Consider the following 16,093-nt stretch of genomic DNA (forward strand, 5'->3'; position numbering starts at 1 on the left):
CGTTTCATGGCAACGTCCCCCTTGATTAAGGATAGCGTTGCATCGACCCATTGAACTCACAGCGCGAAGTGGCCAGACCGAGGGGCTGTCAGGTCTGCTTTGGGCGAGGAGCGGAAGTTGACTTAATTAGATTACAAGGGGGGCTTCAAATGTTACTGGCGCGATTTTCTGGGATACTTATAGCTTGGGCCGCTTCACTTCGGATACTTCCATGCCGCCAAACTTCTTGCGCCAAGTGTAGAAAGTAGCGTCCGAAATAGTGTGTTTGTGGCAGAGTTCCTGGGCAGAAACCCCGGCTTCGGCCTCGCGAAGGATGCTGATGATCTGTTCGTCGGAAAAATGCTTCTTCATGGGAATGTCCTCACGTTATTGAAGAAGACATTATTAACATCGCGGTGTATTAATGAACGGGGAGCAGGTCAATTCCAGTTATTCAGCATGATACCACTTATACAAACCGCACCGACTCATACCACGCCTTAATTGCTTCGTCGTCCAGCCAGAAAGTCATGGAGCCGCAATTGATAAGAGAATTGTTGTAAGAGTGCCAGTTGGTTACTCTGAATCTCTGCTTAGCCAAGAAAGTGCCTGCGTTGTCAGGGAATGCGTGATCTGATCCTTCAATGCAGAAAAAGTTCGATTTATTAAACAACACTCCCTTGACGGGATTTACGTCGCATCTATAATGCGTGAGAGGGAGTACTGCGCAATTTTAGCAAAAAAATATAAAATAGCACTACTAACTTCCCTTTATTTTTAGTTCGTTAAAGATATCTTCGATTACCAATCCATTTTTAATTAAATGTTGCACAATGTTTTTATGTTCTTTGAAATCATCAATATGCAAGCCATGATCTTTTTCTTTGGCAATTCTCGTGATCACATGTACGCTATCTGTATAATCAATCTTATTTTTAAGATCATTGAGAAAATTGATACTTGGATTTAAAGTTGAGATTAGCTTACCAAACTCGATTTGTAACTCTTTGGATTGATGAGTATTAATATAATCCTCAATAAAAGAATCAAAATCGCCCTGCAACTCGACTTTAAGGCTTGCTATATCCTTCATAACACTTTCTAACTCAGAAGAATATGGCCGGCCATGTTTAAAATCGAATAAGAAAAGATTTGCTTTCTCAATACATTCGCAAATATAAAAAACTGTATAAAGGGAGAATTTTTGCTTAACTTTTAATTTTCCATAGGCGTAGTGAACCAAAAGATGTTTAGCATTAATAATTTTTTTATTTTTTGAAAGTTGATTATTAGTTGCAGGCGGGTAAATCACCACCTCAATATCATCTAAATTTTGAAAAGTTTTTAAAATAAGAGCCTCAACTTTATTCCAATCGAGGCCCCCATTACCACATCCTAAAGGTGGTATTGATATTGATGTGATTTTTTTTTCGACTATGAGTTTTGCTAAAGATTCAAGACCTTGCGAGATAAAATCATATGTTGATTTTTTTCTCCAACTATCCTTAGTGGGAAAGTTTACGATTATCTTTCCCTTTTCCTCAACAAGTAAAACCTGTCCAATTTTCATTGTACCAGTGCCACAAGCTCTTTTATAAACTTCAAAATTATTGGGAAAACTTTCTTTGAAAGCCAAAGCAATACCCTTTCCCATGACTCCTTGGCAGTTTACAGCATTCACAAGAGCCTGCGATGTAGAAGTTAGAAGATTTCCGCTTGCATACTTAATCATAGAATTAGAACATATAAGAGTTGACTGTTACAAATATACTTAACCCTTGTTTTTTTATCAAGCCTTCAACATATTTTTTTTCGTCGTCATTTTTGACATAGATGCAGCAAAAATTTTTCGGCTCGACCGTTACACTTGATAAACACTCAGCCATACATACAGATTTGCATTCTGCATTTTTATAATCCCTTGTATTCATAAGCTCCCAGTTAATTTGGGCAATTCCTTGGTCATAATCTAAAAGGCTTACAACAGAACTGGAGGATAATGGATGTTTAGGAATAACTTTCCAACCATTTTCATTGGCAAATGTTCGTCTAACCGAAATAATGCAAAATGATTTTTCTTTATTATCTCTCAGGACTCTTCCATCAAATGGATTTTTAGTAAAGAAATGAAAAGGAACCATTGTTTGCAAATTTAAAGATTCGCGACCTGTTATTATTTCACCGTCGGCCACATCAACAAACTCGCCTTTTAATGACGCACGAGATCTTAATCCTGTGTCTAAAATATTAGGCAGATTATCCATACATGTTAAATGATAGAGAAGAACCTGCTCTTCGATTTTTTTCCTTTCGCTCATTTCAACTTATCCTTTTAAATTCGTAAATCCATTTATAAAACCAAACCTCACTGGCAGTCAAGATATTTAAGATTATTCTCATTGTCTGCTTCCTGTCGGTGTAATTTCTATCGTTTTTTTGGTGTGTTATTTGGCATTATTGATATACAAGGTAAAACAACTGCTCAGTGGTTTACTGACGCTGAGTGATTACGATAGCTAGTTTGGGGAGGCAATGGCCATGGTGCATGCGCTGAACAAAATGAAAAAGGCAGGTATGCCTGAAAGAGTATGTATTGCCTGAAAACACAACCAGCTACAGAGATGTTCGCTCAAAATCTGATTTCATCAACAAAGCCTAAGTCCATTGGAAACGAGTATCTGGAGAGCAAGATTTAGATATGCTCAGTTCATAAGGTCACACTTGCAGAGATTTTGGGGTGATACGCGCTCTTAGCTGCTTTCTTTGAAAAACGCAGGGACATTCTGGTCTTCCCCATGAGTACGGATTTTCATTGCATTGATGGGTATGAGCAACGTCCGCTCCTGGCACTTAGCTGCCATGCCAAAAAGAGAGCAGGTCTCCTATGAGCAAGAGCGAAAACTTGCGTCCCCAGCGAGTAAATTTATTAAGTCGAAACCGTCAAAGCCAGATTAGAACTCGCTTGGGGTTGTTCCTATCACTGAACGAAATGCAGCAGAAAACGCGGCAGGACAGGAAAAGCCGAGCTGGTAGGCGATCTGTTTAACGGATACACCATTAGATAGAAGGTCTAACGATGCATATATTCTGGCTCTCTGCTTCCACATTCTGAAGCTGAAACCTGTGTCATGTAAAAAACGGCGGGAAAAAGTACGTTCCGACATATTCGCAATATCAGCCATGTCCATTAAGGTCGCCTCCCACCGATGGCTGAGCATCAGTTCTCTTGCGGCACGAAATAAACGTTCATCACGCGGCATAGGGAGTTCCGCAGTTACGGACGGCGCTTCACTAAGAATTTCCAGTAATAAGAGCGCCATTTTTCGCTTAGCCGCAGCGTTGTATTCATCAGTAAACAGACCCGCGATTAACGCCTTCAACAGCACTGTCGCGTTAATGACATGAACCTGACTGTTCTTCGTAAAATTTGTGCACTCCGCAATAAGGCTGCGACTGACATAGATAGCACGTAATTCTGTATGGGACAGAATGCTGTAAGAGTGAGTCATCAACGGTGGGATCCACAGCGCACGCTGAGGAGGGATAACCCATCGCCTGTCTGCCGTTTCAACAAGCATAACCCCTTTAGTGGCAAACAAGAGTTGCCCTTCAAGATGGTAATGCGGGGGATCGACCTCTCCACGTTGATAAGATATGGCAGTCCCTGACCACCCCGTCGCCTCATCGTGTCTTGGCGCTTTATCTATGCAAACTGACATCTCAGATTGATCCCCTTTGTTTACCATGGTTCAGCTAACACTGCCCGGCTGATCATTTTGGCAGGGTAACGCGTACTGAATTAAGGTTGTAACAAGCATTACAGGAGCATACGCCAATGCGAGTACATTTTATTGTGCATGAAAGTTTCGAAGCGCCCGGCGCTTATGAAACCTGGGCCATGAGTCGCGGTCATGAAATAACGTTTTCCCGTGTTTATGCGGGCGAGAAACTGCCGCAAGATGCCCGGGACATCGATTTGTTGATCGTGATGGGCGGTCCACAGGATCCTGCCTTCACCGTAGATCAATGCGCCCATTTCGATTCAAAAGCTGAGCAAGCGCTGATTGCCTCTGCAGTGAGTTTCGGTAAAGCCATCATTGGTGTCTGTCTGGGCTCTCAACTGATTGGCGAAGCGCTGGGGGCTCCGTTTGCTCACAGCCCGGAAAAAGAGATAGGCGTGTTCCCCATTTTTCTGACGGATACTGGCACCCAAAGCGAGCTGTTCTCTCACTTCGGAAGTCGGCTCAACGTAGGTCACTGGCATAACGACATGCCTGGCCTGACGCCTGAGGCTAAAATCATCGCCTACAGCGAAGGATGCCCACGCCAGATAATTGCTTATTCCGAATTGGTTTACGGGTTTCAATGCCACATGGAACTCACGCTGGATGTCGTCGAATTATTAATTGCACACTCAGATAAGGATTTAAGTCAGGCCGCAAAATATCGTTTCATCAACACCCCAGAAGAACTGCGGGCTCATGATTACAGTGAAATGAACAGGGTTTTATTCACGTTCCTCGACAAACTGGAATCATGCTACTGTAGGTCAAAAGCGTAGCGAAAATAACCTCATCCAAATGACATCATTAGTGCGATAAATAGATGCCGTCATTTTTAAGTTGAGAAAAAGCCCCCGGCTGAGACAGTCATCGGGGGGCTTAGCGGAAGAAAATGTAGAACGTTACAGGCCCAGCTCCGACAGACCGGGATGATCATCCGGACGACGCCCCAATGGCCAGTGGAACTTGCGTTCACTCTCTTTAATCGGCATGTCGTTGATACAGGCGAAGCGGCGGTGCATCAGGCCATCTGCTTCAAATTCCCAGTTTTCGTTGCCATAAGAGCGGAACCAGTTACCCGAGTCATCATGCCATTCATAGGCGTACCGCACGGCGATGCGATTGTCAGTAAACGCCCACAACTCTTTAATCAGACGATACTCAAGTTCTTTTTTCCACTTCCGCGTGAGGAAACCTTTGGCTTCTTCACGATTGGTTGCAAACTCGGCGCGATTACGCCATTTGGTGTCCAGCGTGTAGGCCAGCGATACCTTTTCGGCATCCCGGCTGTTCCAGCCATCTTCAGCGAGTCTCACCTTCTCAATCGCCGTTTCGCGAGTGAAAGGAGGAAGTGGCGGACGAATCTGTTTATCGGACATGGTAGAGCCTCCAACATTTGGATATATCAGTAGAACGGGATTTTTTGAAACTCAGGCCTTAGTGAGAGGCCTGTTTCAACAACAGTTGCGCCACTTCTCTTGCGCTATCGGCGGCGCTGTAATCACCCATCACGTGTGACATGGTGATAGCGCCCTCCATCAGAATCAGCAGCTGTCTGGCCAGGGCTGACGGTTGCTCGATGTTTAATTGCCCGGTGAGTTCCAGCGTGTAATCCAGCAATTTTTGTTTATGCTGCTTTGCGATTTGGCGAACGGGATCGGCAGGGTCTCCGACTTCTCCAGCCGTGTTAATAAAGGCACAACCACGAAAGCCCTCTGACTCAAACCAGCCTTTGAGTACAGTGAACATATTCAGGATGCGCTCCTGAGGGGTATTGCCTTTATCACATTCCGTTCTGAACCAGTGCATCCAGCGTTCATCACGTGCATTCAACGCGGCGGCGGCCACGTCATCCTTGGTCGCGAAATAGCGATAAATACTTTTCCTTGCTACGCCAGAGGTCTTGACCAGAAGGTCCATGCCGGTGGCATGAATACCGTTCTGATAGATAAGTTGCTCAGCGGTCGCCAGGATTTTTTCTCGGGTGTCGTTTAGTTTTTTGTTCATGAATAAATGGTAGAACGATCGTTCTACCTAGTCAAGCGTTAGCCTGAAAACATTTTTCAAAAAACGAAGAGTGCAGTCCGTGTGGAAGAGCTCATTCCCTACATCAATAGACCGCGACATAAGCACGTTCGTTTCTGGCACAACGTTGGGCAAATAAAGAAGGATGAAGCCGGTTAAGCGAAAGGAGACATGGCGTTGCTACAGGCGGCAAAGGCCGCCTGCAATCGTGAGTCGTAATTAATAACGTTCCAGCCAGTGGGCGTAAGGCGTTGGCAGCGTCCACGAGGCGCGATCGATGCCCAGTTCGCGTGCAGCCTGATAGCTCCAGTGCGGGTTCGCCAAATGCGCTTTTCCTACCATCACCAGATCCAACTGACCCGATGCCACAGCCTGCTCGGCCAGCTCCGGCGTGCCGAAGCCCCAGGCAGAAGAGACAGGAAGATCGGCCTGCTCGCGTACCTGCTGCGCAATCGGTCCCATAAAGGCAGGTGCCCACGGAATGTTCGCCGTCGGCGTAGAGAAACCAATGCTAACACTCAGCATATCCAACCCAGCAGCTTTGAAGCGACGCGTAAGCTCAATCGATTCCTGCAACGTTTCCTCATCGCGACCATCAAATTCAATCACGCCGAAACGGGCGGTCAGCGGCAGATGCTGTGGCCACACATCGCGAACGGCAGCCAGCGTTTCGAGCAGAAAACGGCTACGGTTGTCGAAGCTACCACCGTACTGATCGTTGCGTTTGTTGGAGTGAACGGAGAAGAAACTCTGTGCCAGATAGCCGTGAGCAAAGTGCAGCTCCAGCCATTCAAACCCAGCGTCCAAAGCACGACGAGCGGCAGCAACAAAGTCGTCGCGCACGCGGGCGATATCTTCCAGCGTCATTTCCTGTGGCTGCTTGGGCAAATTCGCACCGAAAGCTTCTGCGGAAGGCGCAATAGTCTGCCAGCCGCGTGCATCCCCTTCTGGAATATGGTCGTCGCCTTCCCAGGGGATATTGGCGCTGGCTTTACGTCCGGCGTGTGCAATCTGAATACCCGGCACGGAGCCTGCATCTTTAATGGATTTGGCAACCTTGGCAAACGCCTGCGCCTGCTCATCATTCCAGATTCCGGTACAGTGCGGAGAAATGCGGCCCTCGGGGGAAACCGCTGTTGCTTCTACGATAACCAACCCGGCACCACCGCGCGCCAGAGAAGCGTAATGCACCTGATGCCAGTCATTGATCAGGCCATCATTCGCGGAATAGGTACACATCGGTGGAACGGCAATACGGTTGCGTAACGTAATATCTTTCAGTTTGAAGGGTTGAAACAGTGCGGACATAATATTTTCTGCCTTGTCTGGTTACTTCGATATTTCGATATTATTCGAATAATAGATTTTAGACAACCCTGACGCTATAATTCGCTCATGAGACCTTTTAAGCACCCTACCCCCGAAGAATTTACCCTTGAGCGCGTCCTGTATGCCTTGAGCGATCCGGTACGCTTATCGATTGTGCGTTGTTTATCCGTACAAGAAGAAGCAACGTGTAGCGAGCTTGACGGCGGTCGGCCAAAATCCAGCGTATCCCACCATTTTCGCGTGTTGCGCGACTCGGGCCTGCTGCATACCACCAACATCGGCACTACGCACATCAACCGACTGCGCCGCAGTGATATGCAACAGCGTTTCCCCGGCCTGCTCGACGCTATTCTGGCCCAATCCGCCGAGTAAATTTTTAGCATTAATGGCGGTCTTTCCGCCATTGCACACGCCCGTTCATTGCCCCTTTCCCGCTATTCCAACATTGCTGCTTTGCTTTGCATTTCTATGAATATAGCGGCCACCATTTTTCCATTACTCTGATGCTGATACGGGTTTTACGAGGCAGGGTCAGAACCGCATGGATTACTACATTGGCATAGATATCGGGACCTCAAAGGTCAAATCGGTGCTATTCGATGCCGATTTCAACGAAGTGTTGATTGCGTCAGCCAACACCGTGACCTACTCGCCGCAGCCCGGCTACGCCGAGCAAGAGATGTCTCAGGTGTGGGACGCCGTGCTGTCTACGCTGAAAACGCTGGCTACCTCGCCACAGCTACAGCAGGGTTGCGTACGCGCCATCGGGCTAGCCGGACAGGGTGAAGGCGTCTGGCTAAGCGATCGCCACGGGCAACCGGTACGACAGGCCATTCTCTGGAGCGATACCCGAACAGCGGAACAGGTTCATCGGCTTAAACAGCGCCCGAATCTGGAAGCGACGCTCTTTCCCGAAACCGGTTCTCCCCTGCTCCCTTGTAACAGCGCGCAGCAGTTACGCTGGCTGACACAACATCAGCCAGATGCGCTGAACGATGCCGATTACTTCTTTTTTGCCAAAGACTGGGTTCGCTTTCGACTGACGGGACAGGCGAATCTGGAACTGACGGATGCCGGTACGTCGCTGCTGGATCTGCATAGCGAGACGCTGTCAAAAACCGTGCTGGATAAGCTTGACTTACAGGCGATTAGGCCGCTTTTTCCGCCGCTGCTTTATCCCGATGATATCGCCGGCACGCTCAGCGATACCGTCGCCGCACAAACGGGTCTGCCAGCAGGCATCCCCGTCTGTGCAGGCGCACTAGATGTGTCTGCCGCCGCGCTGGGTATAGGCGCTATTCACGACGGCGACATTTTCACCATTCTCGGCACCACCTGCTGCACTGGCATTGTGTGCCGTGGTTTAACGCAGGTGAGCCTGCAAACCCGGTTTGTCGCACACGCCTGGCCGGGCCATTATCTCAATCTGTTCGCGATGCAGTCCGGTACGCCGAATATTGACTGGGCATTGAGCACGCTGGCTGACGATGCCGATTTTCAGACCATCAACGCACGTATTGCCCGCGTGCCGCCTGGCAGCGGCGGCGTCTTCTATCAGCCTTACCTCAATGGCGAGCGCGCACCGTTTTACAGCACCTCGGCACGAGCGGGATTTTTTGGTATCGAGCAGTCCACCACTAACGCGCATTTGCTGCGTGCGGTCTTTGAGGGGCTCGCCTACGCGATTACCGATTCGCTCAGCGGCTACCCTGCCCGCGGCGATCTCTACATCGCCGGTGGCGGGGCCGCCTCAGCGATTTGGCTGCAAATCATCGCGGACTGCACCGGACGGCGGGTGATCGCCAGTTCGGTCAAAGAGCTGAGCGCATGCGGTGCCGCGCGCCTTGCCGCCTTGTCCATCGGAGAAAGTGCCAACATCGTTCCCGCCGTCAACGCACAGGCGTCAACGTTTCTCCCTGATGCCGACGCCCATCGGCAGTATCAGACACTGTTTCCGGTTTTTCGCCAACTGCGCGACCAGCTACAGCCGCTCTGGCAGGCACGGGCTCTGGCGCTTAATGCACTCGACAATCACAACGCGGCGCGTTCGCACATGGCTCCTAGCTCACAGGAAAGTCTTGCCTCATGAAGATCGTATTTACCGCCGAATACGGCGGCAGCCTTGATGCCTTTCAGGCGTTAGGAGAACTGGTTGTGGACGGCTGGGCCATCGGCCAGCCCAAACTGAGCGAAGCGGCGCTGATTCGACTGGCGGAGAACGCCGACGTCATCGTCACCAGCTATGACGATATTACCGCCCGCGTCATTGAGGCGTGCCCGCACCTGCGGCTTATCGCCTGTACCCGCGCCAACCCGGTCAACATCGATATCGAGGCCGCACGCCGCCGGGGTATTCCGGTGCTTTACACGCCCGGACGCAATGCCGATGCCGCCGCAGAATTAACGCTGGCGCTGATGCTGAATGCCACCCGCCACATCCCTCAGGCCCATAGCGCCCTGAAGCGCGGCGAATTCACGCGTGAAACCGACACCGCGTTACAAACGCAGGACGGGCTACGACAGGATGTGGTGTGGGACGTAGACAAACACAGCCCGTATGAGGTTTTTAAAGGCGGTGAACTGCGTAATAAGACGCTCGGCATCATCGGCTATGGCAGCATTGGTCATCGGGTCGGGAAACTGGCGCGTGCCTTCGGTATGCAATTGCTGATTGCGGATCCGTATGTCGCCGCCGAAGAGATCGACGAACCGGGCATTCGAAAAACCACGCTGGACGCGCTGTTTTCGCAGTCCGATTTCGTCAGCCTGCATCTGAACAGCACGCCGCAGACCAAAGGGCTGGTCAACCTCGACAGACTCAGAACCATGCGTCCTACAGCCTATCTGATCAACACCTCGCGCGCTGCCGTTATTGTCGAAGCCGATCTGATCGCGGCGCTACGCGAAAAGTGGCTGGCGGGTGCCGCACTTGACGTTTACGACAGCGAGCCGCTCTGGCGTCATCACCCGTTCATTACCGAATTTGATAACGTGGTACTCACGCCGCACATTGCAGGCGCGACGCGGGAAACGCTGGCGAAACACACCGCGATGATCGCCGCCGATCTGCAGCGATTTATTCGCGGCGAACCGCTGCTTTACGAATGGAAATAGGCGCGGCACTGATCTTTACTCTAAATAATTCGAGTTGCAGGACAAAACGTTAGCGTTTTGAACAACGCAAAGCGTTGGCCCACAGGGCGAGGCTCATTTATGCGCCTCGTAATGCGGCAAGAGAAGGAGTCCCGATGAGCTTACTCAAGTAAGTGATTCGGGTGACTGAACGCAGCCAACGCACATGCAGCTTGAAGTATGACGAGTATAATAGGTAGGCGCTTCTGCCATAAACTTCAGCGTCTGTTCCCAGTCAATCACGCCCGCATCGGATCCCAGACCGGTGGCAACCAGCCCTGAAACTGCCGAACCGAGCTGGCAGGCCTGCTCCAGATCCCAGCCTTTTGCCAGGCCGGCAATAAAGCCACCGCAGTAGCTGTCGCCGCAACCGGTCGTGTCCGATACCGCCACGCGATAGGCAGGAATGCGCAGCGTGACATCCTGACCGAACACGTAAGACCCGCCCGCACCGGCCTTGAAAATGCAGGTGCCGACGCCGCGATCGAGAAAGAAAGCCGCAATCTCCGCTGGTTTAGTCAGGCCGGAGATAAACGCGGCCTCGTCCAGCGACGGCATAAAGTAGTCGACATCCTGCAGCAGCGGTGTCAGCAGCGACAGCGTCTCCGCATTTGGCGCAATCAGATCGAAGCTGGTCGTCAGCCCTTTCGCTTTAGCATGTCGAAGCAGACGCGCGCTCTGTCCCTGATCCATTTTCGCCAACAATCCCGTGCCGCCGTGGTGTAAAAAGCGCGCATTGCATACGGCGTCAAAGTCCTGCTCATCAATGAACAGGTGATCTGACGCCCCGCGATAGTGCAGCGCAGGACGCTCGCCGTCTGGCCGAATGGTCAGAATGGTCGCGGAGGTCGATGCCGCTGTCGTTCGCTGCACCAGCGAGCAATCAATGCCCAGCTTGCGATAGGCCGCCAGAATAAAATCGGCTTTCTCATCCTCACCGAGGCAAGCTGCCGTCGCGGTGCGGATGCCGAGTTTGGCGGCATTCATTGCCGCACCGCTGGCTGTACCGGCGGGATTAAGGCGAATTTCGTCGATAAAGTGTACACCACCGCCTTCAGGCAAGCCGGTCACCGGCCGACCGGCAACATCCAGAATGGTTAATCCAACAAAAACCGCATCAAATTGGCTCACGCTCGCTCCTTCTTCACATTCTGCTTCTTCAAATTCCGCTTCTTCACATTCTGTTTTTTTATTCGTGGCCGATTCATTATTGCCGCTGACGCAGTCGCCCTTGCAGGAAAGATAGCGCCAGCGCCAGCACTAAAATCACGCCGCTCAGCGCATCTTTGACGATGAAATTCAGCCCCATCAGGTTCAAACCGTTGGCGATCATACCGAGAAACAGCACGCCAATTAGCGTGCCCGCCACGTTGGGTCGCCCCTGCGCGTGGAACGCGGTGCCGATGAACACCGCGGCAATCGCGTCCATCAGGTAAGCCTGTCCGGCCAGCGGCGTAAACTGACGCAGATTGGCGGATAACACCACGCCGCCGATAGCGCATGTCACCGACGTGACAATCAGCAGCCAGAACATCGTGCGCCGCACGTTAACGCCGGCAATCAGCGCCGCTGGCGCATTCAAGCCCATCGCATGAATACGTTTACCGGCAATCGTCCGTTCAAAAAACAGGTAATAGGCAAGCCACAGCACCGCCACAATCACGATCGGCACCGGAATACCCCACAGATCGCCAACGGCCAAATCATGGTACTGCGGTGCCATCCGGCGATAGGCAATTGGTCCGCCGCCCTCGGTGTAGATTCTCTCGATGCTGCTACCGATAAACCACGTCCCGAGCGTCGCCAAAAACGGCTTAATGCGGCAGTGAATAATCAGCACCGCGTTAAGCAAACCAATCAGTGCACCTCCCGCTAATGCCGCCAACACCGCTGCCTGCCACGGCAGGCCATAGACTTTGAGTGCCACCAGCGCGAAGGCGGCACCAAAATCCAGCGCAACGCCCACGGACAGATCGATTCCGCCTGCTGTCACCACCAGCGTCATTGCCAGCGCCACAATCAGCAGCACCGCACTGCCCTGCAGCAGATTCCCCCAGTTACCTAACGTCAAAAATATTGGGTTTTGCAGCGAGAAAAACACCAGAAAAGCCAGCAGAATGACCAGAAAACCATAACGAATAAAGAACGACAGCCCCGGTCTGCCGCCCGGCAGCGTAGGCTGCACCGCCAAAGAAGAAGGTTTCACGCATGACTCCTTTGCCTGCGTAGCGAGGCGGCGGCGAGCACCACCAGAATCAGTACGCCCTTAATCGCGCCGACCCAGAAGATATCAACTCGCAGCAGCGCCAGACCGTTCGAGAGGGCGTTAACCAGTAGCGTACCCAGCAATGCCCCCCAGATGGTGACCACCCGACGGCGTGAAAACGCCGCACCGAGAAACGTCGCCAATACCATCTCCAGCAACAGCGGCTCTGCCGTGCCGGGAGAACTGCCCGATCCTTGCGCCACCAGCGTCAGCGAGGCCAGCGCCGCCGCCAACGCCCCTAACAGATACGAGCCGATAATCAGCGGCGTGTGGGAAATGCCCGACAGTTGCGCCGCTTCGCGGTTTCCGCCCGCGGCCTGCAAATGCTGGCCCCAGCGGCTATGGTGAACGAGAAATTGAAACAAGAGGAAGACCAGCAGCATGAACCAGACCGCCAACGGCAACCCGAGCAGGCTGCTATCACGAAACGCCACAATCACCGGATCGCTCACGCTGATGCGTCGCTGCTGAGTCAGCAAATTGGTGAGCCCGATAACCGCCACGGAACAGGCTAATGTCGCCAATAGCGGCGGTAGCCGAATCGCCACCACCAGCGCGGCATTCACCATACCCGCCAGTAGCGCAGCCCCCACAACCAATGCAATCAACCATGGATAGCTGAACCCTGCGTTCGTCAAACCATCGCTGATTATCGCCACGGCAAGTACCGCAATCGCAGGCAGCGAGAGATCGATACCGCCGGAGACAACATCATCACCGCCGCCCGTAATAACGCAGACCAGCCCGAAGCACAGGATCGCTAGCGGCGCACTCTGGCGTAAAATAATGGTGATATTTTGCCAGCTGAGAAAATAAGGGGCGCTCAGGCAGAGGAACAGCAGCAGCGCCGCAAACAATACTAAGGGAATGTGATTGAAAAAACCGGCTAAACGCGGCGTCGCTCGGAGGGATTGTAAGGCACGAGTCATACTGCCTCCTGCATGCGACCGCTGCTGGTCAACGCCAGCAGGCTATCCAGCGAGAGCTGTTCCGTCGGCACATCAGCGATGAGTTCACCGCGCCACATCACCAGAATGCGATCGCACAGCCCCAGAAGTTCACCATCATCGCTGGAAGAAACGATAACGGCCCGCCCTTCTGCCGCGAGCTGCCGGGTAAGCTGATAGATTTCTGCTTTCGCGCCAATATCAACCCCCAGCGTCGGTTCATCAAGAATAAGCAGCCGGGTATCGGTCTTTAGCCAGCGCGCCAGTATCACCTTCTGCTGATTACCGCCGCTTAAATTGCGCACGGGCACGCTGACATCGCGCGGCCGGATATCCAGCGTCTGCGCCAGATGGTTCGCCTGTGCTACAGCTTGCTTACGCCGCAGCCAACCGCGCCAGGCGACAGCGGGCAAGGAAGCCAGATTGATATTGTCCGCCACGGATAGCGGTAAAATCAGCCCATCGTGACGACGATCGCGCGGCACCAGCGCCATACGCTGCGCGATGGCCTGCACCGGAGAACGCGGGCGCAGCGTCTGACCCTCGATCGTAATATGTCCTTCACGGGCGGGCGTGATGCCATAGATCGCATCAATCAGCGCCTCACGTCCCGAACCTAACAGCCCCGCAATGCCAACAATTTCTCCCGCCGCCACCTGAAAACGAATTGGCTGAAAATGCTGTCGATCCGTGAGCTGTTCAACCTGTAGCAGCGGCGTACCACTTTTCTCTGTCTTGCGTTTCCCGTCAAACAGGCTGGCAATCTCTCGCCCCACCATCAGACGAATCATTCCATCGATATCCTTCGTCTCAGGATCGTCCAGTGTCGTCACCCCCTTACCATTACGTAACACGGTGACGCGATCGCAAATATCCGCAATTTCATTGAGATAGTGGGAGACATAGATAATCGCAATACCGCGCTGTTTCAGCGTCTGGAGCGTATGCAGTAGCTGCGTAGCTTCCCGTGCTTCCAGCGGTGCCGTCAGTTCATCAAACACCACCAGCCGCGCCTTGCCGTCGATCAGCGCTCGTGCGACCTGCACCAGTTTGCGTTCCGCCAGACTTAACTCCCGGATGAGGCGACTGGCGTCTATCGATAAATTGAATGTGTGCTGAAAAAACTGTTCCGTTTCACGCCGCATCGCCCGACGATCGACGCCTCGCCAGCGGTTCACTCGTTCCTGACCGAGAAACACCGACTCCGCCACGGTAAAATGGGGAATCAGATGCAGTTCCTGATGGATAAAACGAATGCCGTGCGCGTGGATCACCGCGGGCGTCACAGCGCTCAACCGCTGCCCATCGACAGCGATCTCGCCGCCGTCTGCGGCATAAACGCCAGCCAGCACCTTGATTAAGGTCGATTTCCCCGCGCCGTTTTCCCCGATCAGGCCGAGAATTTCTCCCGGCCGAACCGTTAGCGAGACGTTGTCCAGCGCAGGAACTCCCGCGAACTGCTTGCTGATGTGCGTCATTGCCAGACCGCCGCCGGACGGCAGCGGGGCTGAGTGATATCCAACCATAGCCTTATTTCAGTTCGCCATAGCCAAGCTGTTTATAGACCGTCTTGGCTTCCGCCTCCCCTTTGACGGGCAAGACGGGTACAAACGTCTGCGGCAGCAGCGTGGCACCCGCGAAATAACGCGCGACGTTTTTCGCCGATGTGGTGCCAATCAGACGCGGCTGCTGCGCTACGTTGGCAACAAACGGACTGCCTTTCTCCGCCATAATTTCCAGCGTTTCTGGCCCGGCATCAATCGCCGTGACCTTCACGTCCTTATCGCGCCCGGTTTCTTCCAATGCCTGCACCACGCCGATGGCTGGCTGATCCCAGCAGGCAACGTGGATTGCATCCAACGTGCCTTTCGGGTACTGGCTCAGCAGCTCAAGGGTTTTCTTACGCGCATCTTCCGGCGAGTTGGAATATTGTTCGGCCAGCTCAGGCTGAATGATTTTGATCCCCGGATAATCTTGCAGAACGTATTTCCACAAGTCATAGCGAATACCGCAGATGCGCAGCGCGTTGGAGAAAGCGTTGAAAACCGCGATGTTTCCTTTTCCGCCCAGCGCATCCGCCGTATAGCGCCCGATCGTCGAGCCGATCGCGTAGTTATCTGACGTCGTGTTATTGATGGAATACGATGAAACATGATCGACGGTAAAAACCGGAATCTTTGCCTCACGCAGCGCTTTAAACTTCGGCTCTACCGCGCTGTCGCCGAGAATACTGATCACGGCATCAACCTTGCGCGCCAGCAGGATATCGTGATTATTGGCATGAACCTGATTATCACGCCCCCCATCCACGCCCACAACCTGCCCACCAAGTTTCTCAATTTCTTCGGTCGCCCCTTTGTAGGCCTCACGGTCCCAAAAGTGCTGTGTTCCCACTACGGCAACGCCAATGGTTTTTCCCTTCAATGACAGTGTCTCATCCGCTGCCTGAACCGAGGTCATTACCCCTGTAGCCAGCACGCACGCAGCGAGACGAGAAAAGCGAGTCTTTATCATTTTTATCCCGATTTTTATAAAATTATTAGCAGGGAAAGAGATTAGCAACGGGAAAAGTTAAATCGAAATAACAAAAATGATAATGGCTAGTGATTAAATAGAAATAGCATTGATAAACA

Annotated in this window: 14 protein-coding genes and 4 pseudogenes; 5 read left to right on the plus strand and 13 right to left on the minus strand. The window is 52.1% G+C overall.

Annotated features, from left to right (window positions below; genetic code table 11):
- Nucleotides 1-183 precede the first annotated feature (183 nt).
- The 4 genes and pseudogenes from ACIPUG_RS04930 to ACIPUG_RS04945 all read right to left on the minus strand — a co-directional run.
- Nucleotides 184-351 (minus strand): annotated as a pseudogene (locus tag ACIPUG_RS04930) (transposase); the annotation flags it as partial.
- 112 nt (nt 352-463) lie between these two features.
- Nucleotides 464-580: pseudogene (locus tag ACIPUG_RS04935) on the minus strand (IS5/IS1182 family transposase); the annotation flags it as partial.
- Nucleotides 581-739: 159 nt separating this feature from the next.
- Entirely contained in the window at nt 740-1,711 is a 972-nt protein-coding gene (locus tag ACIPUG_RS04940; protein ID WP_080764426.1) for a macro domain-containing protein, read from the minus strand.
- Between the two features lie 4 nt (nt 1,712-1,715).
- The gene (locus tag ACIPUG_RS04945) at nt 1,716-2,297 is read right to left on the minus strand and encodes a DarT ssDNA thymidine ADP-ribosyltransferase family protein (protein ID WP_039526133.1); all 582 of its coding nucleotides are present in this window, start codon (nt 2,295-2,297) and stop codon (nt 1,716-1,718) included.
- 142 nt (nt 2,298-2,439) lie between these two features.
- Between ACIPUG_RS04945 and ACIPUG_RS04950 the strand changes: the two are divergent.
- Nucleotides 2,440-2,580 (plus strand): annotated as a pseudogene (locus tag ACIPUG_RS04950) (IS5/IS1182 family transposase); the annotation flags it as partial.
- A 350-nt stretch (nt 2,581-2,930) separates the two neighbouring features.
- Here the strand turns inward: ACIPUG_RS04950 and ACIPUG_RS04955 are convergent.
- Nucleotides 2,931-3,698 carry an AraC family transcriptional regulator gene (locus tag ACIPUG_RS04955; RefSeq protein WP_400337610.1) on the minus strand — a complete coding sequence of 256 codons (768 nt, stop codon included), beginning with the start codon at nt 3,696-3,698 and terminating at the stop codon, nt 2,931-2,933.
- A 116-nt stretch (nt 3,699-3,814) separates the two neighbouring features.
- On the opposite strand from ACIPUG_RS04955, the gene ACIPUG_RS04960 reads away from it, so the two are divergent.
- Nucleotides 3,815-4,540: a type 1 glutamine amidotransferase gene (locus ACIPUG_RS04960; RefSeq protein WP_039520273.1), complete on the plus strand. Its 726-nt coding sequence runs from the start codon at nt 3,815-3,817 to the stop codon at nt 4,538-4,540.
- Between the two features lie 123 nt (nt 4,541-4,663).
- Here ACIPUG_RS04960 and ACIPUG_RS04965 read toward each other — a convergent pair whose 3' ends face one another.
- From ACIPUG_RS04965 to ACIPUG_RS04975, 3 genes are all read right to left on the minus strand, one after another.
- Nucleotides 4,664-5,140 (minus strand): nuclear transport factor 2 family protein, encoded by a 477-nt coding sequence (locus ACIPUG_RS04965; RefSeq protein ID WP_014915971.1) that lies wholly within the window; start codon nt 5,138-5,140, stop codon nt 4,664-4,666.
- A gap of 58 nt (nt 5,141-5,198) precedes the next feature.
- Nucleotides 5,199-5,768 (minus strand): TetR/AcrR family transcriptional regulator, encoded by a 570-nt coding sequence (locus ACIPUG_RS04970; RefSeq protein ID WP_039548859.1) that lies wholly within the window; start codon nt 5,766-5,768, stop codon nt 5,199-5,201.
- Nucleotides 5,769-6,005: 237 nt separating this feature from the next.
- Entirely contained in the window at nt 6,006-7,094 is a 1,089-nt protein-coding gene (locus ACIPUG_RS04975) for an NADH:flavin oxidoreductase/NADH oxidase (protein ID WP_039464904.1), read from the minus strand.
- A gap of 87 nt (nt 7,095-7,181) precedes the next feature.
- On the opposite strand from ACIPUG_RS04975, the gene ACIPUG_RS04980 reads away from it, so the two are divergent.
- From ACIPUG_RS04980 to ACIPUG_RS04990, 3 genes are all read left to right on the plus strand, one after another.
- Nucleotides 7,182-7,487, plus strand: a complete 306-nt coding sequence (locus ACIPUG_RS04980; RefSeq protein WP_010278714.1) for a helix-turn-helix transcriptional regulator — start codon at nt 7,182-7,184, stop codon at nt 7,485-7,487.
- A gap of 169 nt (nt 7,488-7,656) precedes the next feature.
- Nucleotides 7,657-9,204 carry an FGGY-family carbohydrate kinase gene (locus tag ACIPUG_RS04985; RefSeq protein ID WP_400337615.1) on the plus strand — a complete coding sequence of 516 codons (1,548 nt, stop codon included), beginning with the start codon at nt 7,657-7,659 and terminating at the stop codon, nt 9,202-9,204.
- Nucleotides 9,201-10,229, plus strand: a complete 1,029-nt coding sequence (locus tag ACIPUG_RS04990; RefSeq protein ID WP_400337618.1) for a 2-hydroxyacid dehydrogenase — start codon at nt 9,201-9,203, stop codon at nt 10,227-10,229. Before ACIPUG_RS04985 ends, ACIPUG_RS04990 begins: the two co-directional genes overlap by 4 nt.
- 225 nt (nt 10,230-10,454) lie before the next feature.
- Here ACIPUG_RS04990 and ACIPUG_RS04995 read toward each other — a convergent pair.
- From ACIPUG_RS04995 to ACIPUG_RS05015, 5 genes and pseudogenes are all read right to left on the minus strand, one after another.
- Nucleotides 10,455-11,378 (minus strand): annotated as a pseudogene (locus ACIPUG_RS04995) (carbohydrate kinase family protein); the annotation flags it as partial.
- A gap of 76 nt (nt 11,379-11,454) precedes the next feature.
- Nucleotides 11,455-12,453 (minus strand): ABC transporter permease, encoded by a 999-nt coding sequence (locus tag ACIPUG_RS05000; protein WP_205561134.1) that lies wholly within the window; start codon nt 12,451-12,453, stop codon nt 11,455-11,457.
- Entirely contained in the window at nt 12,450-13,442 is a 993-nt protein-coding gene (locus tag ACIPUG_RS05005) for an ABC transporter permease (protein WP_205561133.1), read from the minus strand. Before ACIPUG_RS05005 ends, ACIPUG_RS05000 begins: the two co-directional genes overlap by 4 nt.
- On the minus strand, nt 13,439-14,986 hold the full coding sequence (locus ACIPUG_RS05010) for a sugar ABC transporter ATP-binding protein (RefSeq protein ID WP_400337623.1): 1,548 nt from the start codon (nt 14,984-14,986) through the stop codon (nt 13,439-13,441). The genes ACIPUG_RS05005 and ACIPUG_RS05010 overlap by 4 nt, the downstream gene beginning before the upstream one ends.
- A 4-nt stretch (nt 14,987-14,990) precedes the next feature.
- The gene (locus tag ACIPUG_RS05015; RefSeq protein ID WP_039503686.1) at nt 14,991-15,920 is read right to left on the minus strand and encodes a sugar ABC transporter substrate-binding protein; all 930 of its coding nucleotides are present in this window, start codon (nt 15,918-15,920) and stop codon (nt 14,991-14,993) included.
- Nucleotides 15,921-16,093: the final 173 nt, after the last annotated feature.

The organism is Pectobacterium sp. CHL-2024, assembly GCF_044751765.1.
GTDB classification, from domain to species: domain Bacteria; phylum Pseudomonadota; class Gammaproteobacteria; order Enterobacterales; family Enterobacteriaceae; genus Pectobacterium; species Pectobacterium brasiliense.